Source organism: Ktedonobacter sp. SOSP1-85, assembly GCF_016587415.1.
Classification (GTDB): domain Bacteria; phylum Chloroflexota; class Ktedonobacteria; order Ktedonobacterales; family Ktedonobacteraceae; genus Ktedonobacter.
On the sequence record NZ_BNJI01000003.1, the window covers coordinates 1,999,192 to 2,020,618 of the forward strand.

The following is a 21,427-nucleotide window of genomic DNA, read 5'->3' on the forward strand; positions in this document are numbered from 1 at the left end:
TGAGCCGAAACACGGGGATTCGGTGAGAATGTTAGGAATCAACCGGCTCTTTCAAAGTGAAGTCGCGCCAGAAGCGACCTGTTGCACACCCATATTGTAAATTCGATGGCAGCTTAGATCACCGACCCCTTAAATTCTTGCACGGCTTTTTTGATGAGCTCAGCCACCGCATGTGGCTGCGAGATGTAGATTGCGTGACTGCCCGCTACCTCGACGACGGTCGAACCTGCGCGCTTGGACATGAAACGCTGGACTGGCGGTGGGATCATCTTGTCATCTGTGGCGACCAGGTACCAGCTCGGCCTGCTCTTCCACGCTGGCTCGCTGATCATGCCGTTTAGCGCCTCCTCGCCCCACGGGACTTGCGAATCGGCCATGAAGACGGCCTTTTCTTCGTCCATGTCAGCCCCAAACGAGGCAGGGAACCGGGCCTTGTCTTGGTACAGATAGCCATCCTGGGGTGGCAGTATTGAGGATGCAGGCGTGCCAGGCTGGGCATCTTTGAGAAGTGTGGACACGGACTCGCCCGTGTCGGGGGCAAAGGCTGCGATATACACAAGCCCCACGACCTGTGGATCGTTGCCAGCTTCGGTGATCACCGCTCCTCCGTAGGAGTGGCCGACGAGAATCACCGGGCCGGTCTGCGCGTGAACAATGCGTTTGGTTGCGGCGACATCGTCGGCCAGCGAGATCGTTGGATTCTGGACGATGGCGACAGGGCAGCCGTCCTTCTTCAGGATCTTATAGACGCCCTCCCAACCGGACCCGTCCACGAAGGCACCGTGGACAAGGGCGATTGTTATTTCTGCCGGATGAGATACTCCAGCCATGGTGATTTCCATTCCTTCAAGAGGTGAGGACTGGTCCGCTGGTCGCCTCCTTCACATACGATATTCCCTTTTATTGGTCAGCACACATGCTATCATAGGGAAAACCATCGTAGAGGTGGGAGTCAGTCACTTGACCTTGCCCTCCCGCTCACCCCAGTCAGGCGTTGATCCGCATGCAGGGCACATCCACTCGCTCTGCGTCGAGCTCTTATCTGCTGGATTACATTATGAACCATTTACTATTACTATACACGAGGGACGAGTAGGATACGTGGATATGGTCTATCACTATGAGCGATTTTTCCACCTATCCTGGCCCTCCCTCAACATGAGACGAACCATTTTGCCGTGAATTTACAAAAACGGTGCACAACGATCTGGAATTGACCCAGAAAAATGGACGCTTGAAATGTGGAGATCAACTCCTCTTCGACTGATGTGCTTGCTCGAAAGCAAGTGGACTAACATACTAGAGTGTCGAGTGCAACCGGATGGGGTTATAGAAGCATTCCAGGTACTCAAAAATGGCTGAGCGGGCCTGCTGCCTGGCCTGGAAACGCACTCGATTGGTACACTCTTTGGCGAGGGTCGCAAAGAAGGACTCCATCGGCGCATTATCCCAACAATTGGCAGTGCGACTCATACTGACCTCAATCCCCCCAGCTCACGCAAGGCAGTCTGATAACGCTCACACGTAAACTCGCTTCCCCTATCTGAATGATGGAGTAGCCCCACCTCCGGCTGGCGTCTAGCGATCGCCATGCGCAATGCCAGTTCTACCAGAGCGCCATCTTCGACGGCATCCATTGCCCACCTGGTCTTGACCCAAAAAAGTGGGGAAAGTAAACTTCAAGAAGTGAACCCAGAGAGAAGGGGAAAGATCATGCGAAAACCGCAGCGGAAATTCACCAAAGAATTTAAGGGAGAAGCGGTGAAACTCGTCCAATCTCGCCAGAAACCACTCGCCCAAATCGCACGAGACCTGGACATTTCTGACAGTGCATTGCATCATTGGTGTAAGCAGTTTTCCGAGCATAGAGAGCAAGCCTTTCCTGGCAGCGGTCACCAGACCCCTCAGGAGGAAGAAATCCGCCAGTTGAAGCGGGAAAACGACCTCTTGCGCCAGGAGCGTGATATACTAAAAAAAGCACTAGGCATCTTTTCGCGCCCCCAACTCTGAGGTTTCAGTTCATTGCAGAGCACCAACACACCTACTCGATCACGTTGCTTTGCAAGGCACTTGACGTCTCTGAGAGTGGCTATTATGCGTGGAAAACCCGAGAGGCTTCCCAGCATTGCCGAGAAGATGCCAGACTGGCCGCCGACATTCAACAGATTTTCCTGGAGCATCGGCGGGTCTATGGCAGCCCACGAATTCATGCTATCCTCAAAGAACGAGGAGTGCAAACCTCCCGCAAGCGGGTTCAGCGGTTGATGCGGCAGTTAGGGATCAGTGCATACGTCAAGCGCAAGTGCAAGCCCGCCACCAAGTGCGACCCCAAGGGACGTTTTGCTCCCAATCTTCTCAACCGGGAATTCGAAGTGGAACAGCCCAATACGCGTTGGGTCACCGATACCAAAGCGGTCTCCACTGTCGAGGGTTGGCTCTATGTAGCCGCGATTGTGGATCTTTTCTCACGTCGGGTAGTGGGGTTGTTCTTCATGCGTTATAGCGAAGAGGGCAAACTCATAGATGAAAACCCATTCTTCTGTCGCCAGTAGCAGATGAGCAGTATCACCAGGAGTAAGCCAGAACCACCAAGTGAGCAGGTTTGGCCCTCCGACGTAAGCACTTGAAGAGCAAGCTAAATGATTTCCGTGCTCAAATATGCCTCTGCCTTGAGAAAACCGCAAGGGCTCAAGCCACAAGCGCCTGACCACGGGTTTAAACCTATGGCTTGCGGCAGGTTAAAGCCCAAGAATGTCAGAAGTCTCCCCGCCTGTCGCTATGCAAGCGACAAGAGTATCTCTGCCAATTTGTTAGGTGCTGCGAAAAAAGGAGAGTGACCAGTTGATAAAGAGAACACGCGCTCACAGGGAAGGTTTCGTTGCATATACCGTTGCATATACAAGCTATTCGCCCGATCGTGGAGAGTTTCCACATAGAAACGCGGGATACGAGCAAAGCGATCAGTTGTCTTGACAATCGCAGAAAAAGGTTCCAGGGGAGTTGGCCCGATAAGCATTTGGACCAGCGTAATATCGCTTTCAGGACAATCATGGTAAAAGAGGTCGGCTACTCTCTCTACAGGAATTTCGCTCACGCCTTGTGTTTCATTAATATGCGTGTTCTGAAGTATAATAGCATCTTTATCTTTTTGTGCATGCTCGTGTAAGGTCGTGACGTTGGGAACAAGGAATGCTGCGAGGTAGATGAGCTTTTGAATCGACTCCGAGCATTCTTCTGCTGTTTGGCTGATAACAATGCCACCCATCGAGTGACCCACAAGAATAACAGGTTCGTTTTGTTCCTTAATGATGTGACTGAGATGGTCGGTATAGATACGCAACGTTCCAGTAGATGGAGATATACTACGATCTCGGCCAAATCCGGGCAGATCAGGAACAATCACCTTATGACCTTGTTTTCGAAGTAACGGAGCGATATGGTACCAGGCCCATACACCATGCCAAGCTCCATGAATCAGTATATATGTACTCATGAAATTTTTCCTTTTACCTGTTGACTCCAGAAACTGGTAGAGCCACACGATCTGGTGAAGAACGCAGAAAAACTTGTGAAAATGAACTCGAACAAGGATGCCGTCACCATTTAATATAGCTCTACCACATGTCTACGCGATAGACTAGAAACTAAAGTGTATTCCGACTGCTGCATTTTCTTCTGGGGTAGCAATCCAATAACCATATTTGGCACTGATAGCCGCAAACTTCCCCAGTTCCTCCGGTGTGGGTAGCTGAAGCGTACCATCTATCGATCTTCCCGACTCTCTAAAGAATTGTTCCATCTTATTGGTTGTGATGATGAGCAGGATTGCTGGCTCATTGGAGGCATTGCGCCATGCGTGCCGTGCATTCCCAGGCACGTGGATATAATCCCCTACATTCGCTGTGATCCACTCGTGGCTTTCTGTCTCTTGTTTAAGACACTGCATTTCACCAGAAATAACGATAAAGTCCTCCACATCAGGGTGACTATGCATGGGAACAAAGACGCCTGGTGGGACAACCCCTTTCAACACGCTGAAGCCACTTTCCGTTGTCAGAAACTCGACAGTGGGTCCAAATACTTCGACGGTCAGGCCAGTCGAGGGATTTTTTTCGGTACTTGCCGTGGTCATATCTATCTCCTTGTATTATTCTTTAATCGTGACGGTTATCCGTACTCATCATCCTCTAGCGGCCAGCACACCACATAGGTTGCCTGTAGCTCCTGTCAGCACAAACCTGCTTGCCAAGGAATTTCTCAAGCTGGAAGCACAACGATGTAGATGGACACAATCACCCATTGAGAAGCCATGATGAGGTTCTGCAAGCGAGAGTAATCTGATCTGATAGCTCATACGCAATAGGGTACAGCATCCTTTGAGGCCTTACAATGACAGTCATGTGAGGCCCCTGAGTATGAATAGAACGAAAAACCACGCTAAGGAAGAGTAAGGCTACTCCACCACCTGGATGACAACTTTGCCACGCATATGGCCACTCAAACTATGCTCATATGCCTGACGCGTTTCAGCTAATGGATAGACGCTATTCACAACAGGTTTCATATGACCTTCATCAACGAACTCGGCAATGCGTGCTAGTTGCTCATGGTTAGGGCGAACAATAAACCACTTCGCATCCCGTTCATATTGCTTCGCCCACTCAAAGATCCTATTCTCCTGCTCGCCAGCAATACCAACCAGGATACCGCCTTTTTTCAGTACCTTAAATGACCGTTTCTGGGTATCGTCACCAATGGTATCCAACACAAAGTCAACATCGTTGACAACATCTTCAAAACGCATCGTTGTGTAATCGATAAGCTGATCTGCACCAAGTTCACGCAAAAACTCATGTTGCCGTGCTGATGCGACTGCGATCACCTGCGCGCCAACCCAATGCGCGATCTGCACAGCATAGTTTCCTACACCACCAGCAGCGCCTTGAATCAAGACTTTCTGTCCCCGCTTCAGCGATCCCTGCTCAAAGAATGCTTGCCAGGCAGTCAGTGCCGAAAGCGGTAACGTCGCTGCCTCAATATGGCTACGACGACGAGGCTTCTGGGCAATTTCAGCTGGTTTGACAATGGTATATTCAGCCTGGGCACCATTTCTCCAGAAACTGCTCAGTCCATAGACGTCGTCACCTACGTGAAATGCTGTGACACTCTCACCTAATGCAACAACTGAACCAGAAATCTCATGACCCATGATGATGGGCTTCGCACGCTCTTGCCCATCGGCAGTCTTCCACGTTGGAACCCATTCGAGCTCCTGCGGAGAAATACCAACAGCATGCACTTGAAGTAAAATTTCACCGACTCCAACGTGAGGTTGCCCCACATCCCCATACTCGATCACTTCTGGACCACCTTGCTGAGCAGTAATATATGCTGCTTTCATTCTCTCTCGGCTCCTTTACCTGAACATATCAAACAAATACGAGCTTGCTGGATAGTCATTCTAGTCATAATGAGAGTGAATTGCTCTCTCATGAGAGGTCTTCTTTTTTTTACTTTACTAGCTTGCTTACAGCTCGTTGCGCATCCCGTGGGAAGAACCACTCTTCACGCTTACTACCACCTGCTGCCCCTCCCGATTGTCAAACCACATCGCTTTCATGCTGTGAAACCTCCTGAGTATGTGCTACACCTATGGTTTGTGAGAGAAGCATACTCTAGAAAGGGGATATCTTCCAGGGTCATTTTTGTAGGGAGTATGGATCCATTTTGGGAAAGGTAGCTTCTTTCGTCATGGTGAAGAGACACCACCGCGTACCGCAAATTGCGGCAGATATTGCACTGAATCGGGCATTAAGCATGCTGTTGCACCGCCAGTTGTATGATCGACTACGCCATGCTATTCTCAGCGGTCAATTACAACCAAGTCAACGCCTCCCATCAACACGGGTTTTAGCGAGTGAATTAGGTATTTCTCGTAATACAGCAAGTAATGCCTATGAACAACTCTGTGCTGAAGGATATCTTGAGAGAATGGTCGGCCAGGGGACCAGGGTGGCATGTGACCTTCCTGAGACCTTTTTCATTCCCGGCGCAGCTCCCCAGAAGAAAACAGCTCCTGACGAGAGCATACACGCTCCCTTCTCCTTATCTCACCTGGGAGAGGATTTGACGCGCCAGGCACCTGTCCGCTCTCCGCTGACCTATCCTCGACCGAATACTCCACGCGCTTTTCGCGAGGGCGTCCCGGAGCTACGCGCATTTCCCTTTCAGCAGTGGAGCCAGATTGCTGCCCACTGCGCACGATCGACGCTCAGAAACGTGGCCGATTATCAGGAGGTTGCGGGTTACTCTCCATTGCGCGAAGCGATCGCCTCTCATGCGAGCATCACGCGAGGCGCGCATTGCCTGGCAGAGCAAGTTCTTCTTGTGCCAGGCGCGCAATCAGCGTTAGATATGGCAGCCCGCCTCCTCCTCAATCCGGGGGAGCTTGCCTGGATTGAAGATTCAGGATATCCAGGAGCGCAACAAGCCCTACGTAATGCTGGCGCACAACTGGCTCCTATCCCTGTGACGTCAGAAGGGATGAATGTCGAAGTCGGACAAGAGCGCTATCCACAAGCTCGCCTGGCCTTCGTCACTCCATCCCATCAATTTCCTTCGAGTGTCACCATGCATCTGTCGCAACGCGTTGCCCTCCTCCAATGGGCGAACCAGGCCAATGCCTGGATTCTCGAAGATGACTATGACAGTGATTACCGCTTCAGCGGTCGACCCCTCGATGTGTTACAGGGGCTCGATACCGCTCAGCGAGTAATCTACATTGGAACATTCAGCAAAGTTCTTTTTCCGGCATTACGCATAGGGTATCTGATCGTGCCGCCTCAACTGGTATCACCTTTTACCAATCTGTGCAGTTGTACGCACACCCATGTGCCTATTCTTGAGCAGCTGATCCTGGAAGCATTTATCACCAAAGGGCATTTTCTGCGTCACATCCGGCATATGCGAGAGATCTATGCGGCCAGAAGAGCCATACTCATCGAATTGCTTCAGCAGGAACTTGGAGACCTGGTGGAAGTACAGCCGCCTCAGGCAGGCTTGCATCTTCTGTGCTGGTTCCCACCAGAAATGGATGACCAGCGGATGTCACAACGAGCAAGAGTACGTGGACTTGAAGTCATGTCTCTTTCCAGGTTGGCGCTGGGATCACCTCAGCGAGGTGGTCTCGTGCTTGGCTATGGGGCAGTGAATGAGCAGGAGATTCAGGCTGGCGTTCATCAACTGGCACACGTGCTTCACTTATAAAATGGCCCCATACTTTTACCAAAAATAGCCCTTGTAGGAGGGCCATCATCATGCTACAGTTTTGCCATGTAAAGTATTTCAGCGCCACATGCAGGCACATATCCATTCAGAAGCTCCCCTTTAGCTCAAGGCTTTTCAGCGTCTGCGGCATTTCGTTGGGTCATGTGTCGGTCCTGCTGGAGAGATCCGTCTGGAAATGCGCTGGAGAAATGAGGAATAACAAGGGGACATGTGAGCGATGAAAGCTATTCGCCTGTATGCTCAGCGTGGTCCTGATCAAATGGTGTTCGAAGATGCACCACAACTTCAGCCAGGAATGAGAGAAGTTCTGATTCGTGTCCATGCGACAAGTGTGATGTGGCAGGAACCTACCTGGTCGGAAACCTGGAAAACACCGAATGAAGGATAGGAGGAATATGAGCGATGATTCTTGTGACAGGTGCGACAAGTGCTGTTGGGAAGGCCGTTATCAAAGAGCTTCTGGCAAGGAAGGTTTCAGTACGTGCCTTCGTGCGTAAACCTGTTGATGCTGCGAAACTACAAGCTCAGGGGGTGGAAGCTTTTTTAGGTGATATGACGAAGAAAGTAAGCGTTGCGCAGGCGCTCCAAGGAATCGAGAGTGTTTATCTCATTACTCCGGTCGCAGAGCATCTCTTAGAAACCGAGGTGCTATGGGCGCAGGAAAGTAAAAAAGCCAGTATACGTCACCTCGTCAAACAATCTGAAATAGGGGCGGACCCTCAATCGTTGAGCCCATTACTGCAATATCATGGGAAAGCTGAGGACGCAATTCGTGCCTCAGGGGTACCGTACACTATTCTACGTACACTTTTTCTGATGCAAAACTTTGAGCTAATGTATGCCCGGCCAATTATCACTCAGGGGATGATGTATGCTCCGCTGGCGGATGCGCGTATGAGCTACGTTGATGCACGTGATATCGGCGTTGTTGCGGCACATCTGCTCGGCGAGGAGAAATATCAGTACAAGGAATATGATGTGACCGGTCCAGAGGCGATCACGTGCACACAACTGGCGGAGATATTCTCTTCGTTATTGCATACCCCGGTTTGCTACGCAACCATCTCTGACGAGGAGGCAGAAAAAGCACTCCTGGGGCTTTACTCCCCCTGGACGGCGCACGCGGTTGTGACGTTGCTACAGTTTTATCGTCAGGGTGGTGGGGACCTTGTTACCCCGGTTGTGGATGAGGTTACAGGCCACAAGCCTTGTACGGCCGCCGCGTTCATTTCTGAGCACATACAGAGCTTCCAGACTGCCTGAAGAGAGCATATTTGGATGCTTGTGCAGGAGAAGAAAGCGCGCTAGGATGATTGTATCATCATATAACTTGGAGAGCACTCTATGATCAGTATCGGTAAGCTAGAGCCCTCCGACAGGGCTGTCTGGGAAGACTTGTTCCGCGCATATATCGACTTTTACCAGTGGGTTGTGCCGCCCGAGATGTACGAACGAGCGTGGTGTGAGTTTCAGGAGGATACGCGTCTGCACGCCTTCGGGGCGAGGCTGGATGGCAGACTTGTTGGCATCACACACTTCTTCATCCATCCCAATACGTCGGGGCCGGATGTTTGCTATCTTCAGGACCTCTTCACCGCCCAGGAAGCACGTGGTAAGGGCATCGCCCGCGCATTGATTGCGGCTGTTACAGAGTGGGCTCAGGCTCATGAGTGTGCCAGTATACACGGCACACTCATGAGTCCAATAGCACGGCACGGCATCTGTACGACAAGGTGGCTGAGAATCGTGGCTTCATCATGTACCACATCGAGCTGCCTCGCTAGCTCCGTCATCGCTCTTCATGGGATCCGTGACGCGGTTGCGCACCTGAATCGCGAACAGCATCAGCAAAATGATCACCACCAGCCCGAGTGCGGCGATGGCCATGCCCTCTGCCATGGTGTCGCTGAAAATCAGACCTCCGACCACTATGTGGGCAATCAATGCACCGCTGGCTAAGGCCAGATGGTGGCAATCCGTCCAATTGTGAGCCTGTGCGAATCTGCGCACCAACCAGATCATTGCCGCAATCACGAGCAGCGTTCCCAGCAGTGGAAACAGGACGAGTGGGAAGGCTGCAAATGCTGGTTGGAGGCGCCAGAGCAGGGAAGCCAGCGCCTGTCCTACAAATGCGCCGATGCCAATAATCAGCATAACCATCAGCGGTGATGGCGCATTGCCCTGAGATTTTGCCCGGGAGGTTTGCTTGAGCAACACAAACAGTGCCACTACTACAAGTATGAGTGCAATCACTGCCACCGTGCCAGGTGTGTGCTATATGGATAGGTCGTTCGGGCGCAGAGTCCAATCAGAGCGATGCCAAGTACATACCAGATACCCGTGATGAGGCCAGGACGTCGCAGATAAGGTATAGTACGCTGTGCAGGAAACAACAGCTCTGTGAGCAGGATCGGAATGGCCGCGCTCCAGATGCTGTGGACGACAATAGCTATCTCACCATAGGCCCAGTTGATCCCGAAGAGATAAGTTCCCCATTGAGACATATTGTTGTAGGCGAGGGTCGGCTGCGTTGGCTGGATGAATATCCATCACTGGCTAACCTCTACTCCTGCCGAGATTGCCGCGCATTCTTGACGACATATTTTATAGGATCTGCTGGAGGTTCAACAGAATCCATCGTCTGGAGCATCGTGAGGAGCGCCAGGTCAAGTATTAGACGCGGATCTTGCTTTCCATCTGCGCCCCCTACGTTCCAACGGACTGCGCCATTGCTCAATTTCTCGTTTCTGAGTACAAACTCAGAGTCCTCCATTGAGAGGGAATAGCCAGGCGCTCGATAGATATAACCATATTTTAATTTAGCATAGAGATGAAAACATGGTAAGGGTGACGGGGACACTAGAGGCTAGCAGTTCCGCTGCCGCGTTGGCATCCTGTTGCATTTCTAGGGAGAGTTGATTATACCACCACTCCTGAACCCGGTGGATAAGCACCAAGTCAGGCTGCTCCACGAGCTGTAAGCTGTGACCTTGATGGCCCGGCTGCCCTCCCGGTTTCTTGCCGCTCGGCTTGCGTAAGCTCTTCTTCTGCTTTCCAAAGCAATCCGACGACGGGGGAAGATGACTATTGTGGCTGTCTTTGGCTTGCTGCTCTTCCAGCGTTTTGACTCGTTCTCGCAACTGCTTGACTGCCTGGAAGGTCTCTGCAAGGGCTTCTTTCAAGGATTGGTTCTCTTGTTTGGGCCGCTTGGTCTGCTCATCTTTCACGCCTAATGCCTGCCGCAGAGCTAAATTCTCTTGTCGTAAGCGGTCGAGTTCTGCACCATGTTCATGAGGCTATTCTACCAGATTTCCTCCAGGTTTCGTCCTCAGCCAGACGGGCAAAGTAACTGAGCTGCTCGCTGTGAGGTTCTTCTTGCTGCGTCTGGCCTATCTCGCCAATCGTGGTCATCTTCACCTCCGCCCACTCGTTGGGAAGAACGGGAATCAGGACGCCATCAGTTGCCATCACCAGACGGCAAGCCCCCACCTGCGGTTCGATGTCCTCGCTCAATGGATGAGCCTGCAAATCCTGCCACTGGTGTAGGCATGCTCCTGCCTGTTCAGTGAGTCGACGCACGGTACTCTTACTCACCTGGACATGCAAGAGAATGTGCAGATGTTTGGCAGCACTAGCAAAGGGGAGGAGGCTTCCTAACAAGACCAGCCCCTGGTGGGCATGAGGGGTGAGTCCACTGGATGGGAGATCCAACTCCTCATCCAGGGGGAAAAAGCCCGCTTCCACACTGCGGGCAGGTTCCGTATCTGCGTGTGAGTTCCACATCCTTGCCCCCTTGGGTCGCCAGTTTGCGTTGGTGCGTGCCTCTGGCCTGTAATGGGCTCCCACACTGCGGACAACGGGGACGCTTCTCCACTGCTTGCCCGCTCCAATCGCGCTTCTGACAGAGCAACATGTGTACCGCATCCAAAAGCGAATGTGCGCCATGAGGCGCACTGAGATATCCTTGGCATAGCCAGGTGGCACCTCAAGGGATGTGCCGAAGGTCAACGAGCTTACCTGAAACCGAAAGGCCGAGGGGAAAATAGCATACTCGTAAAGCGGTGGGCAACCGAGACGCTGCGGTTGTGGTACTGCAAGACCTGTGCAATATGGTGAAGGCTAAACTGCTTAAAGCCCAGTTTCCAGAGAGCTTTTGACTCTGCCGCTAGAGCGTCTAAGAACGGTATCTCGCTCTGCAATACATTAGATGCGTGTGTGTTGCACCCTTGAGAGCAGAGAACGATGGCAAATGATGTCATTGAAGGAAACGAACAGGCCACCTACGTTGCACTACCACGTATCTCAGTGACGTACCATGGGATCACCTACAAAGCGAGAGCTTCACGGTGACGGAGTGACCATAGTAGTCGTGGAAGTCACGCTCCATCAGGGCGCGTGAGAAAGTCACGCACAGGGCGAAGGGTCACAGGTGATTTGATATTCAGAAAGGGAAGCAAGCGAGATGCGGGATGCTGAAACAGTCCTGAATATCATCCATGAACGAGGCAAGCGCGGACTTCCTTTAGAGGACGTGTATCGACTCTTGTACAATCCAACGCTTTACCTGCGCGCCTACGCCCGCCTGTATGCCAACGACGGCGCCATGACACCAGGAAGCAACGGAGAAACCGTAGACGGAATGAAACTGGAGAAAATCAAGCATCTCATCGACGATCTTCGCCACGAACGCTATCGATGGACTCCAGTCCGGCGAACCTACATCGCCAAGAAGAACGGGAAATTAAGGCCGCTCGGTATCCCTTCATGGACGGACAAATTGCTTCAGGAAGCCATTCGGCAAATTCTTGAGGCATACTACGAGCCACAGTTCAGTCCATGTTCCCATGGGTTTCGACCACAACGCGGATGCCATACGGCACTCAGCGAAGTCAAGAACACGTGGACAGGCACGAAATGGCTGGTGGAGGGAGACATAGCTCAATGTTTTGACCAGCTCGACCACGAGGTCATGTTGGCAATTCTGCGAGAAAAGATGCACGACAACCGGTTTCTCCGACTCATACGGAATTTGCTCCAAGCTGGATATTTAGAGGATTGGCGCTATCACGAAACCCTGAGCGGAAGCCCACAAGGCGGCGTGGTGTCACCAATACTCAGCAATATCTATTTGGACAAATTGGACAAATATGTCGAGCAAGCCCTCATTCCAGCTTACACCAAAGGGGACATGAGGAAAACCAATCCTTCCTACGACGCGCTCCAAACGCGCTCGTATCGGGTAAGGAAAAAGGGAAACAAACAGCAGGCGAAAACACTGTTCAAACAGATGCAAAAACTGCCACGTCGTGATCCCTACGACCCCGATTACAGGCGACTCCGCTATGTGCGATATGCGGATGACACATTGCTTGGATTTGCTGGACCAAGGGAAGAAGCAGAAGACATCAAGCGCCAACTCGGAGAGTTCCTACGCGATCATCTCAAATTGGAACTGTCCCAGGAAAAGACCCTCATTACCCATGCACATACAGAGGTAGCGCGTTTTCTTGGGTATGAGATTGCAACGCAGCATGAAAATACCAAACATGATCGACTCGGACACCGCTCGGTGAACGGACGTATTGTGTTACGCGCTCCCACAACGGTCATCGAGAAGAAATGCAGCATCTACATGAAACACGGGAAGCCTACTCATCGTCCCGAGCTCAGAAATGATGATGATTTCACAATCATGAGCCGATACCAGTTGGAATATCGCGGAATTGTGCAGTACTACCTGCTGGCCCAGAACATTCCCCAATTCTGGAAACTTCACTGGATCATGAAGGAATCGCTGCTCAAAACATTGGCGAGCAAGCACAAAGAGAAAGTGATCGACGTGGTGAGGAAATACCAAACCACGACGAAAACTCCACATGGAACCATGAAATGCCTAGAAGTCATTGTTCCGCGAGAAGGGAAAAAGCCGCTTGTAGCGCGCTTTGGTGGGATACCATTGCGATGGCAAAACGCAGCCATTCTCATCGATCAGCCCTTCCTGGTGTTTAGAAATCAACGCAATGAAGTACTGAAACGACTTCTTGCGGAGAAATGCGAACTTTGCGGATCAAGAGAGAACATCGAAGTTCATCACATTCGCAAGCTCGCCGACCTGAACATGAAAGGAAAAGCCGAAAAGCCAACCTGGGCAAAGCGTATGGCAGCGAGGCATAGAAAGACGCTTGTCGTCTGCCAAGACTGTCACAGGGCTATCCATGCCGGAAGACCTGTCGGACAGAATATCAGGACATAAATCACTGGCGAGCCGGATGATGCAAAAGTATCAAGTCCGGTTCTGAGGGAGGCCGAGGGAAAAGGATTGGTTAACAATACCTCGCCAGCGGCCTACCCTACCTACCGAGCCAGTCAGTGTGGCAATCAACGAGCAGTTCAAAAGCTTCAGAAATTCCTGATGAAATCAGAAGCAGCACGACTGTTGGCAGTTTGTCGAGTGACCCAGGACAATCAGGGCAAGAAGACCGCCGGCGTAGACGGGGTAAAAGCCCTCAAACCCGCCGAACGTCTTGTCATGGCTGCCCGCATTCATCCAAGGAACTGGAAACAACAAACTCCCCAACCGGTCAGACGGGTTTGGATACCCAAACCTGGCAAAGCGGAACAGCGCCCACTTGGGATACCTCCCATGATTGAGCGCTGCAAGCAGGCCCAGGCGAAAGCAGCCCTCGAACCGGAATGGGAAGCAAGGTTTGAAGCCAACAGTTACGGCTTTCGCCCTGGCCGCTCCTGTCACGATGCGATAGGGGCCATTTTTCTCTGCATCGAACACAAACCCAAATTTGTGCTTGATGCAGATATCCAAGGCGCTTTTGACCACATCAATCAGGAAAAGTTGCAAAGAAGCGATCAAACGACACACGGCTGTCCTACGGGAAAAGCTGATACAACTTCGGTCAGCCTCACAAGCAGAGGTGATTAAAATGTTAAATCCCATTATCTGGGGATGGGCCGCCTATTATCGAACGGTCATCTCATCCCAAACCTTTGCTCACTGTGACAGGATAATATGGCATCAACTGTGGAGTTGGGCCAGAAAGAGACACAGGAACAAAGGGAATCAATGGATTGCACAGCGATACTGGCATAGCGTAGAACACCGGAACTGGGTTTTCTCAACTCCAGAAAAGGCGCAACTTCGCACACAGTACCACGAAAATCCGGCGACATATCAAGGTAAAGGGAACAGCTAGCCCATATGACGGAAACTTGTTGTATTGGAGTCAGCGGCTCAAAATGCATCCTCTAATGCACGAGACCAAAGCGAAACTCTTACAAAAGCAAGCCAGGAAATGCCGTTGGTGTGAACTGCACTTTCACGAAGGAGATCTTATTGAGATCGATCATATCACCCCGAAAAGTGAAGGAGGCGGGGAAGAACTCAGTAATAAATTTGCACTCCATCGGCATTGCCACGATGCACGCCACGCGAAATCTGTCAAAGAAAACTGAGCAAATTCGCAGTGGCAGGTATCCATCACACGTGACCATACACTGAGGAGCCGTGTGAAGGGAAACTTTCACGCACGGTTCTGGATTGGCGGTGAGGAGAGCGATCTCCTCGCCGACCATACGAAAAACACAACGCTAATGCACGGGGCGATTCGGGGTAGCTCCAATTTTCCCCTCTAAATTACTCTAAGGAGATAGAATCAAAAATCCATCTTAGATTTTTTACTCTAAAGAATGAGGAAGTAGAAGCACTCCCTGGGTGCTCATCCCAAGATCATGTAGGCGGTTCAGGAGGTGCTTTTTTCGCCTCTCTCACGTAGCGGTATAATGTCGAGCGAAAGATTCCAAGAGTTGAGCAAATGTCGTCAACGGAGTGATTGTGATCTTCAACCAATTGCCTCACCAGGGCAACTTTCCCCTCCGTCAAAAGCTTTCGTGGTCGGCCTCCCACACTCCCCTGGCTCAACACAAGGCAATAGATCGTACTCGTTCATAGTTCCCCTTGACATTTTACTTACTAGTAAGTAAAATTAAAAGCATGAATACACAGGCAAATACAGCACAACAGATTATTGAGATCGCGCTTGGACTCATGATAGAGCGAGGATACAACGCCTTCAGCTATGCCGACATTAGTGAGCGGATGGGAATCAGGAAGGCCGGTATCCATTATCATTTTCCTAATAAAAGCGACCTGGGGCGTTCCGTTGTCTCCTATTATCGTACACTGGCGCAGCAGGGACTCAACCAGATTGACCAGATCATGTCTGATCCCAGAGAGAAGCTCACTCTCTACACAGAGAATTTCTACAGGCAAATGAAGGAAGCCAAATTCTTTTGTCTCTGCACCCTCCTGGCCACTGAGCTTCCGACCCTGCCTGAATGCGTCCGTGACGAGATTCAGGGCTATTTCCGCGAGCACACAGCCTGGTTTGCTACGCTACTGGCAAGCGGTCGAGCACAGGGCATCTTCAGCTTTGGTGGTGATTCCACGATCAAGGCTCAAAGTGTCCTCGCTGCCATCCAGGGAGCCATGATTGCCGCGCGCGCCTATCAAGATCCCGAGCACTTTCGCACGATTGCGCTCCAGGTGTGTTCAGATTTGCAAACGTAGAGGAAGTCTCTTTTTTTGGGGTATAAACCTACTTACTAGAAGGTATAAATCTGATAGCATTACTGAAAAGAGGAAAACATGTCGATACTAAATTCATTGAGAGCTAACCCGAGTGCAAACACTGCACTTCTTATGCGTAATCTGTACTTTGTGCGAGCCGCTTTTGCACTGGTTTGGGCGCTTGGCCTTCTCTCCCTGGTTACTATGCCTGTACTTGCTACCTTCCTACTCATCTTTTATCCAGCATTTGACGCTGGCTCTTCTCTCTATGATGCTTACGTTCATCGTACCTCAAAGAACACTCTGGCTCAAAAAACAAATGGAGTCATTAGCTTACTTGCTGTTCTAGCTGTGCTCGTTGTTACCTCGATGGGAGTTCCAGCTATCTTACGTGTGTTCGGTATCTGGGCTATTCTCACGGGTGGAATAGAATTAGTAACGGCAATACGACGGTGGAAAGAACTTCGTGGTCAAGCGGTCCTCGTCTTCGGTGGAGCTGTCTCTATTATTGCCGGAATCGTCTTTATTGCCTCTGCTGGAAAGCCCACATTTGGCCTGGGCAGCCTGGCTGGTTACGCCCTGATGGGAAGCTGGCAATTTCTTTTTTCTGCTCTCCGTCTGATCAAACAAGCTCACCAGAATACACAAACTGATCTGCATTAGGATGCAGATGTGCTCGCTTCATGGTTCTGTCTCAATTGAAGCATGAAGTGGAACTCCATCAACTGAGATAAGCCCAGGATACGTGTAAAATTCTATCAGACGTGAGACCCTAGTGATAGAATTCAGCACGTATCCTGGGCTTATCTCAAATTCCTTAGCGTGCGTTTTCGTTCCATCAATGATACTGTTGCTAAATTCGCTGGCCTAGCTTGACAAGAAAGTGCTGACTTTCTCAATGTGAGCTTGAACAACCTCCCCAAAAGGATAAGAAGTGAATTTAGCAACAGTATCCATCAATACTCAGAAGCCCTACTCTGCTTTTTTTTCGCAGTTGTGGAAGAATATGTGCTTTTTTTCGCGGATACGATAGAATTTTTTGGTAGTAAGCGCGAAGAGTGGTCAGATTTTAGGGCGACGAGTGATCAATCGGCGCGAAGAGTGAGCAGCTCAACCATTGACTGCTTGAGAAGCTGCTCCCCATCTTGCTTTTTCCAGCAACATTTTGTAAATTTGCATGCTTCCGGGAAGAGCTAAGAGGAACCATGAGGCTGGTCAAGACGAGGAACAAGCGGTATCTGTCAGGCTCCTCAGATGGAGTAACTATTCAGGCACCGCTTCGCTTTTGCGCATCAATGGCGTATAGGTCAGACCAACTAGGATACCTTCAGGGCTGAGGAGACGGGTCACTGTCTGGCCCCATGGCTCCTTCTTCGCTGCTATCAGGAGCTGATAGCCTTTTGCCTTTAGCTCCTCAGATGCCTGGGCAACGTCTTCGACATCAAATTCGAGCCGGGAGGTGGGAGCTGGCAGATCGGTTGGCCATTCGTTCACGCCAAAACAGGATTGAGCTGCCTGTGAAAGCGGCCACAGGGCAAATGTTTTGACTCCCTGAAGACCTTCGGTGTGCAAGTAACCGTCAGTTTCTTCCTGGAAAGAAATGCCCAGGCTCTCTTGATAGAACGTTGCGCTTTTCTGCATATCTGAGACGATCGGCCCGAATCCGACGACGAACAAGACCTTCATCATCTTCTCCTTTTCCAGTTTGTGAGCAGTATCGTTACCATACTACTGAGTATACGATCGGGCAGCTCAATCCGTCGCGCGACAAAGAACGTCATTTACACCCTTGAGAAGAAGGATATCAGATGAGAAGCGGTTTTTCCCAGGGACATCTGTACCAGTGTTCACTCTTCGCGCCGATTAATCACTCGTCGCCCTAAAATCTGACCACTCTTCGCGCTTACTACCATTTTTCACGATTTTCATCAGAACAGGAACCGTCTTTGAGCTCATTTCATTTCGCGCTTACGATGGAACTTACACCACTACCTTTCCTTTTCTCTGGATGAGCTGTACGCAAAAAAACGCGTCGCGCCCAGGGGGGTCATCGTCATTTGCGCATCGATAAAGCAATGTGAGGTATTGTACATTCAGGTTGAGAAAGAAACAGATATACTCTCTCATATACATATCCTTACAGATGTCGTTCAAAGAAGTGAAAAACAAGGGCACATCCATCTATGCATATTTCACACAACATGTTGCCACAGGGGATCTCTCAGCAGGCAACCATGCATCAGTTAGGAAAGGTGCGCAAGGTCTACGAATCGCGCTACACTAATCCTCTAGCAATGATAAGTACGTTGCTGGGCATCATGATCGTTGCTCTCATCATGATAATGGCTATCCTCATCTTCTCCCCTACCCCTTCTCCATTTTTATATATAGTGGCCGCTGAATGGCATTGACAACCTTCTGTGGTCGAGTTCATATGCCCACTATTCCCTGATGCAAAAAGTTGTGGCACACCCGTATTCACGTATTCACTTCCAGGGTATTGGCACTTCTATAGCATTTTTGGACAGAGGCAATAATCGTGCAGGTCCCCAAGGTTGGTTTGCAGCCAACGCAACCCCTGCTTAATCGTGTTGTCATTCTGATGGCGCAGGGATCGGCAGAGGAGCTGGCCCTGCAACCGCTGAACAAAAAGGACCTCCTCAACGCCATGATGCCAGATCCCGATAATCCCAATGGACTTGTCGGGATCTGACAACATAAAGGCCTTTACCTCTCTTTGAAAGGCCCTCACCTGCGTCAAAACGGTCAAAGTGAGCGGGGTCTCTCCCTCCCGACAAAGGACATAGGTGGTGGGAATACCTGTGGATTGAGAGAGGGTGTGCTCCGCGACAGTCGCGCGCAGCGACTGGGTAAGAAGACGATAATCACCTTGTAGCCCGGCGTTCTGCTGATCCGTCTTACTCAAGACGCCTTCTCCCTTGTCGGATTCGTCACAAAAGAATACCTTCCCCTCCCAATAGAAGCAACCATAGACTCCATCATTATTCGGCATGCTGCTATTCTACCATGCAGATTTCTTCAATGGAAGAAACGCTGTTTCTCATTCACAATACCAATACAACCTGTTTGTCCTAATGACTAACTTCGCTTCTGATGTTTGCAATGTGGTTGAATTCTCCAAGGTTATGGGAAATTAAAGGGTGCCACGGATGGGCGACCCCTTTGCAGATGCCTGCACGGATGGCTGGATCTGCCTCTATAACCTTGTCCGCCTCTTCCTGGCTTTGAACATTGATAATGTTTAAGCCACCTGCGTCATCCATCAGAGGCCCTGCTATAACGAGCACATTGTCCCCATCCAGGCGCATCATATACCTGGTATGTTCTTCCAAGTCCTGTTCAGTCACCAGCTTTCCTTGAATCCAATTAAGCCCTGGAGTGTAGAACATCGCGAATAACATTTCTCTTCTCCTTGAGTGGCACTGGGGTAATCTTGTGCCACTCCTTCTTTTGTGAACTCGACGTTGGATACTCTCTTAATGGCTGTGTTGCAAAAAAGGAAAAGATCAGCAAAGGCCTGTTTGTCCTCTTGCTATAGCACTTAGGCACCCACCCCGAACATGCCGGTGATGAAGGCTGCCTGACTGAGAATATCTCCTTTGCCCACGCCTCGTATCTGCCCTTTGCGCACCATGTTCATCACCTCGTATCCTTGCAAGGTTCGCTCCGCAGTCGCAAAAGAAAAGAAGCCCATCCCGGGTTTGGTCAGCCGCTTGATAAACCGATGATCTTGTTCGATCAGATTGTTGAGGTATTTGACCTGCCTCAATTCAACACTCTCGGAGAGCATTCCGGCTGCTTTCAGATCAGCAATGGCTTTGGGATAGGCCGCGTTTTTATCGACGTTGATGACACGAGGGGCTAACTGGAGAGTCGGGGGAACTGTGAGAAGAGAAGACGTGGTCTCTCCCTCACGCCTCGAACAGGCTTGAGAGGCTGAGCGAGCTAAGGACTGCAAGGCTTTGCGGAAGAAGCGTTTGGCGGCCTCTGCATCCCGCGTTGGGCTCAAGAGAAACTCCAGCGTGTTCCCATGCGAATCAACCGCTCGGTAGAGATAGGTCCACGTTTTTTTGATCTTGATGTACGTCTCGTCCACACGCCAGGAGTCGTTGGTAACCTTGAGGTGAGGCTTGCATCGTTTATTCAGTTCTGGGGCATAGCGTTGGACCCAGCGATAGATCGTCGTGTGGTCAACGGCGAATCCGCGCTCCATCATCATTTCCTCCAGATCCCGGTAACTCAATGCATAACGCAAGTACCAACGTACACACAGGAGTATGATGCTAGCTTCAAAATGTCGCCATTTAAATGCACTTGGAGGTTGGACACGCATTGCAAAAATACCTCATGTTCTCTCAATACACCAGAGTTTAGAGAACTTCTCTTATTTTTGCAACACAATCCTCTGAACAACGAGCAAAAGCCAGATTCGCCCCCAGAAAAATGCTTAGCTTATATATCTTCAAGAAACGCAAGAGGTTGTGCTAGAATAGTAGAAAGATTTTACCAAATTCATTACTAATAGTAATGAAAAAGAAGTAGTATCACCATGAGCGACAAGCAGAAGATACCCTCGTCCACCAAAAAGAGTGCCGGACAGCATCTCAAAGAAGAGCGAGAGATGCGCGGCTGGTCTCAACAGTACGTTGCCGAGCAACTTGGAGCCGACCGTTACTACCTCAGCAGATGGGAAAATGGCAAGATGCTGCCCAGCCCCTACTACCGAGAGAAGCTCTGTGCGCTTTTTGGCAAAAACGCCAGGGAACTGGGCCTCATTTCCCAGGAAACGCCGCTGGAAATGGATACGCTGGAACCTGAGAGCATTGCTCATGGAAGTAGTGACGATCCTGCCATTCCACCTCCACCGGATGAATCTCGTGCGCTCTCTTGCGCGGTGCCAGGCGCGTTGCTCATCTCATGCCTTTCGAGAAGGAAAGAATGGCCCACACCTCTCGTTTTCGGCAACCTGGAGAGACGCAACACCCGTCTCTTTCGAGACTCAATCCTGGGGAACGTACCCACCGGGGCGGAGGCTTTTCCTGATGCTCTTCTTGACACTGCTGCTCTTCCTAATGCCGTGCATCCTGTGGTGTCGTGCCGACGCCTCAGCAAATAGCTTGTACAATGGTTGAATGCGGTAACGTTTTTCCCCGTAGCCCTTCGCTATGGAACCCGTACGTTATTCAGTTCTCAAGGTACTACCGATATATTCACACAGAGGAGCAAAAAAGTGGAAATGCACGAGATGTAAGGGGTAAAACCAGGACCGCTAACCACTGGGTCTAAAGACCCGTGGCTTGCGCGGGCTCAAGCCCATTTTCAGTCGTTTACGAGAACTGTTGCCAATCGTTGAGTAGCCGAGTTTCTCCTGAGAAAGCAGGAAGAAAGCACTAAGCGTGATCTGGTGACGTGAAGCGATGTATGTACTCCCATGGGGCCATCAGACATGCCTGCGCACCACCCATGGCTGTATCTGTAAGGGGCGGACCCCATAGAGCAAATGTCTATGGGGTTAGTAATGGCTATAGATAGGATTGG

At 50.7% G+C, this 21,427-nt stretch carries 26 protein-coding genes and 2 pseudogenes; 14 read left to right on the plus strand and 14 right to left on the minus strand.

Annotation, left to right across the window (positions count from 1 at the left end; genetic code table 11):
• Positions 1 to 113: 113 nt before the first annotated feature.
• Positions 114 to 830, minus strand: a complete 717-nt coding sequence (locus KTE_RS46785; protein WP_201394374.1) for an alpha/beta hydrolase — start codon at positions 828 to 830, stop codon at positions 114 to 116.
• Between the two features lie 469 nt (positions 831 to 1,299).
• Positions 1,300 to 1,485, minus strand: coding sequence for an IS3 family transposase (locus KTE_RS46790; protein WP_255553099.1), 186 nt, complete (start codon positions 1,483 to 1,485; stop codon positions 1,300 to 1,302).
• A 228-nt stretch (positions 1,486 to 1,713) separates the two neighbouring features.
• Here KTE_RS46790 and KTE_RS46795 point away from each other — a divergent pair, with 228 nt between their 5' ends.
• Together KTE_RS46795 and KTE_RS46800 are read left to right on the plus strand one after the other, a co-directional pair.
• The gene (locus KTE_RS46795; RefSeq protein ID WP_201394378.1) at positions 1,714 to 2,010 is read left to right on the plus strand and encodes a transposase; all 297 of its coding nucleotides are present in this window, start codon (positions 1,714 to 1,716) and stop codon (positions 2,008 to 2,010) included.
• A gap of 11 nt (positions 2,011 to 2,021) precedes the next feature.
• A complete protein-coding gene (locus tag KTE_RS46800; protein ID WP_236601071.1) occupies positions 2,022 to 2,552 on the plus strand; it encodes an IS3 family transposase in 531 nt (176 codons plus the stop codon).
• A 224-nt stretch (positions 2,553 to 2,776) separates the two neighbouring features.
• Here KTE_RS46800 and KTE_RS46805 read toward each other — a convergent pair whose 3' ends face one another.
• The 3 genes from KTE_RS46805 to KTE_RS46815 form a co-directional block, all read right to left on the minus strand.
• Positions 2,777 to 3,493 (minus strand): alpha/beta fold hydrolase, encoded by a 717-nt coding sequence (locus KTE_RS46805; protein ID WP_201394381.1) that lies wholly within the window; start codon positions 3,491 to 3,493, stop codon positions 2,777 to 2,779.
• A 144-nt stretch (positions 3,494 to 3,637) separates the two neighbouring features.
• Positions 3,638 to 4,132, minus strand: a complete 495-nt coding sequence (locus tag KTE_RS46810; RefSeq protein WP_201394382.1) for a cupin domain-containing protein — start codon at positions 4,130 to 4,132, stop codon at positions 3,638 to 3,640.
• Between the two features lie 321 nt (positions 4,133 to 4,453).
• Positions 4,454 to 5,401, minus strand: coding sequence for an NADP-dependent oxidoreductase (locus KTE_RS46815; protein ID WP_201394384.1), 948 nt, complete (start codon positions 5,399 to 5,401; stop codon positions 4,454 to 4,456).
• 350 nt (positions 5,402 to 5,751) lie between these two features.
• Here KTE_RS46815 and KTE_RS46820 point away from each other — a divergent pair, with 350 nt between their 5' ends.
• From KTE_RS46820 to KTE_RS50420, 4 genes and pseudogenes are all read left to right on the plus strand, one after another.
• Entirely contained in the window at positions 5,752 to 7,266 is a 1,515-nt protein-coding gene (locus KTE_RS46820) for a PLP-dependent aminotransferase family protein (RefSeq protein ID WP_201394386.1), read from the plus strand.
• A 238-nt stretch (positions 7,267 to 7,504) separates the two neighbouring features.
• Entirely contained in the window at positions 7,505 to 7,675 is a 171-nt protein-coding gene (locus tag KTE_RS46825) for a zinc-binding alcohol dehydrogenase family protein (RefSeq protein ID WP_201394388.1), read from the plus strand.
• Between the two features lie 14 nt (positions 7,676 to 7,689).
• On the plus strand, positions 7,690 to 8,550 hold the full coding sequence (locus tag KTE_RS46830) for an NmrA family NAD(P)-binding protein (RefSeq protein WP_201394390.1): 861 nt from the start codon (positions 7,690 to 7,692) through the stop codon (positions 8,548 to 8,550).
• An 81-nt stretch (positions 8,551 to 8,631) separates the two neighbouring features.
• A pseudogene (locus KTE_RS50420) lies at positions 8,632 to 9,071 on the plus strand (GNAT family N-acetyltransferase).
• On the opposite strand, the gene KTE_RS48675 reads toward KTE_RS50420, so the two are convergent.
• The 4 genes and pseudogenes from KTE_RS48675 to KTE_RS46855 all read right to left on the minus strand — a co-directional run.
• Positions 9,043 to 9,540, minus strand: coding sequence for a hypothetical protein (locus tag KTE_RS48675; RefSeq protein ID WP_236601041.1), 498 nt, complete (start codon positions 9,538 to 9,540; stop codon positions 9,043 to 9,045). The pseudogene KTE_RS50420 and the gene KTE_RS48675 overlap by 29 nt on opposite strands.
• Positions 9,537 to 9,791, minus strand: a complete 255-nt coding sequence (locus KTE_RS46845) for a hypothetical protein (protein ID WP_201394397.1) — start codon at positions 9,789 to 9,791, stop codon at positions 9,537 to 9,539. Before KTE_RS46845 ends, KTE_RS48675 begins: the two co-directional genes overlap by 4 nt.
• 315 nt (positions 9,792 to 10,106) lie before the next feature.
• Positions 10,107 to 10,514, minus strand: coding sequence for a DUF6444 domain-containing protein (locus tag KTE_RS48680; RefSeq protein ID WP_201394399.1), 408 nt, complete (start codon positions 10,512 to 10,514; stop codon positions 10,107 to 10,109).
• Positions 10,515 to 10,602: 88 nt separating this feature from the next.
• A pseudogene (locus KTE_RS46855) lies at positions 10,603 to 11,185 on the minus strand (ISKra4 family transposase); the annotation flags it as partial.
• A gap of 564 nt (positions 11,186 to 11,749) precedes the next feature.
• Between KTE_RS46855 and KTE_RS46860 the strand changes: the two are divergent.
• The 4 genes from KTE_RS46860 to KTE_RS48695 all read left to right on the plus strand — a co-directional run bounded on the left by KTE_RS46860 (position 11,750) and on the right by KTE_RS48695 (position 14,754).
• Complete coding sequence (locus KTE_RS46860) at positions 11,750 to 13,540, plus strand: reverse transcriptase/maturase family protein (protein ID WP_201387724.1); 1,791 nt, start codon at positions 11,750 to 11,752, stop codon at positions 13,538 to 13,540.
• Between the two features lie 159 nt (positions 13,541 to 13,699).
• Positions 13,700 to 14,224, plus strand: a complete 525-nt coding sequence (locus tag KTE_RS48685; protein WP_236601042.1) for a reverse transcriptase domain-containing protein — start codon at positions 13,700 to 13,702, stop codon at positions 14,222 to 14,224.
• On the plus strand, positions 14,115 to 14,495 hold the full coding sequence (locus KTE_RS48690; RefSeq protein WP_236601043.1) for a group II intron maturase-specific domain-containing protein: 381 nt from the start codon (positions 14,115 to 14,117) through the stop codon (positions 14,493 to 14,495). The genes KTE_RS48685 and KTE_RS48690 overlap by 110 nt, the downstream gene beginning before the upstream one ends.
• Positions 14,496 to 14,550: 55 nt before the next feature.
• On the plus strand, positions 14,551 to 14,754 hold the full coding sequence (locus KTE_RS48695) for an HNH endonuclease (RefSeq protein ID WP_236601044.1): 204 nt from the start codon (positions 14,551 to 14,553) through the stop codon (positions 14,752 to 14,754).
• A 274-nt stretch (positions 14,755 to 15,028) separates the two neighbouring features.
• Here the strand turns inward: KTE_RS48695 and KTE_RS48700 are convergent, their stop codons facing one another.
• Positions 15,029 to 15,223 carry a helix-turn-helix domain-containing protein gene (locus tag KTE_RS48700; protein ID WP_307812085.1) on the minus strand — a complete coding sequence of 65 codons (195 nt, stop codon included), beginning with the start codon at positions 15,221 to 15,223 and terminating at the stop codon, positions 15,029 to 15,031.
• Positions 15,224 to 15,292: 69 nt separating this feature from the next.
• Here KTE_RS48700 and KTE_RS46875 point away from each other — a divergent pair, with 69 nt between their 5' ends.
• Together KTE_RS46875 and KTE_RS46880 are read left to right on the plus strand one after the other, a co-directional pair.
• Positions 15,293 to 15,868, plus strand: coding sequence for a TetR/AcrR family transcriptional regulator (locus KTE_RS46875; protein WP_201394401.1), 576 nt, complete (start codon positions 15,293 to 15,295; stop codon positions 15,866 to 15,868).
• 78 nt (positions 15,869 to 15,946) lie between these two features.
• A complete protein-coding gene (locus tag KTE_RS46880) occupies positions 15,947 to 16,531 on the plus strand; it encodes a DUF308 domain-containing protein (RefSeq protein WP_201394403.1) in 585 nt (194 codons plus the stop codon).
• 600 nt (positions 16,532 to 17,131) lie between these two features.
• Here the strand turns inward: KTE_RS46880 and KTE_RS46885 are convergent.
• Entirely contained in the window at positions 17,132 to 17,557 is a 426-nt protein-coding gene (locus tag KTE_RS46885) for a VOC family protein (RefSeq protein WP_201394406.1), read from the minus strand.
• A gap of 494 nt (positions 17,558 to 18,051) precedes the next feature.
• On the opposite strand from KTE_RS46885, the gene KTE_RS46890 reads away from it, so the two are divergent.
• Entirely contained in the window at positions 18,052 to 18,279 is a 228-nt protein-coding gene (locus tag KTE_RS46890) for a hypothetical protein (RefSeq protein WP_201394408.1), read from the plus strand.
• Between the two features lie 98 nt (positions 18,280 to 18,377).
• Here KTE_RS46890 and KTE_RS46895 read toward each other — a convergent pair whose 3' ends face one another.
• The 3 genes from KTE_RS46895 to KTE_RS46905 form a co-directional block, all read right to left on the minus strand.
• A complete protein-coding gene (locus KTE_RS46895; protein ID WP_201394410.1) occupies positions 18,378 to 18,794 on the minus strand; it encodes a hypothetical protein in 417 nt (138 codons plus the stop codon).
• A 166-nt stretch (positions 18,795 to 18,960) separates the two neighbouring features.
• The gene (locus KTE_RS46900; protein WP_201394412.1) at positions 18,961 to 19,290 is read right to left on the minus strand and encodes a YciI family protein; all 330 of its coding nucleotides are present in this window, start codon (positions 19,288 to 19,290) and stop codon (positions 18,961 to 18,963) included.
• Positions 19,291 to 19,430: 140 nt separating this feature from the next.
• Positions 19,431 to 20,222, minus strand: coding sequence for an IS6 family transposase (locus KTE_RS46905; protein WP_201394414.1), 792 nt, complete (start codon positions 20,220 to 20,222; stop codon positions 19,431 to 19,433).
• A gap of 216 nt (positions 20,223 to 20,438) precedes the next feature.
• Between KTE_RS46905 and KTE_RS46910 the strand changes: the two genes are divergently transcribed.
• Positions 20,439 to 21,005 carry a helix-turn-helix transcriptional regulator gene (locus tag KTE_RS46910; RefSeq protein ID WP_201394416.1) on the plus strand — a complete coding sequence of 189 codons (567 nt, stop codon included), beginning with the start codon at positions 20,439 to 20,441 and terminating at the stop codon, positions 21,003 to 21,005.
• Positions 21,006 to 21,427: the final 422 nt, after the last annotated feature.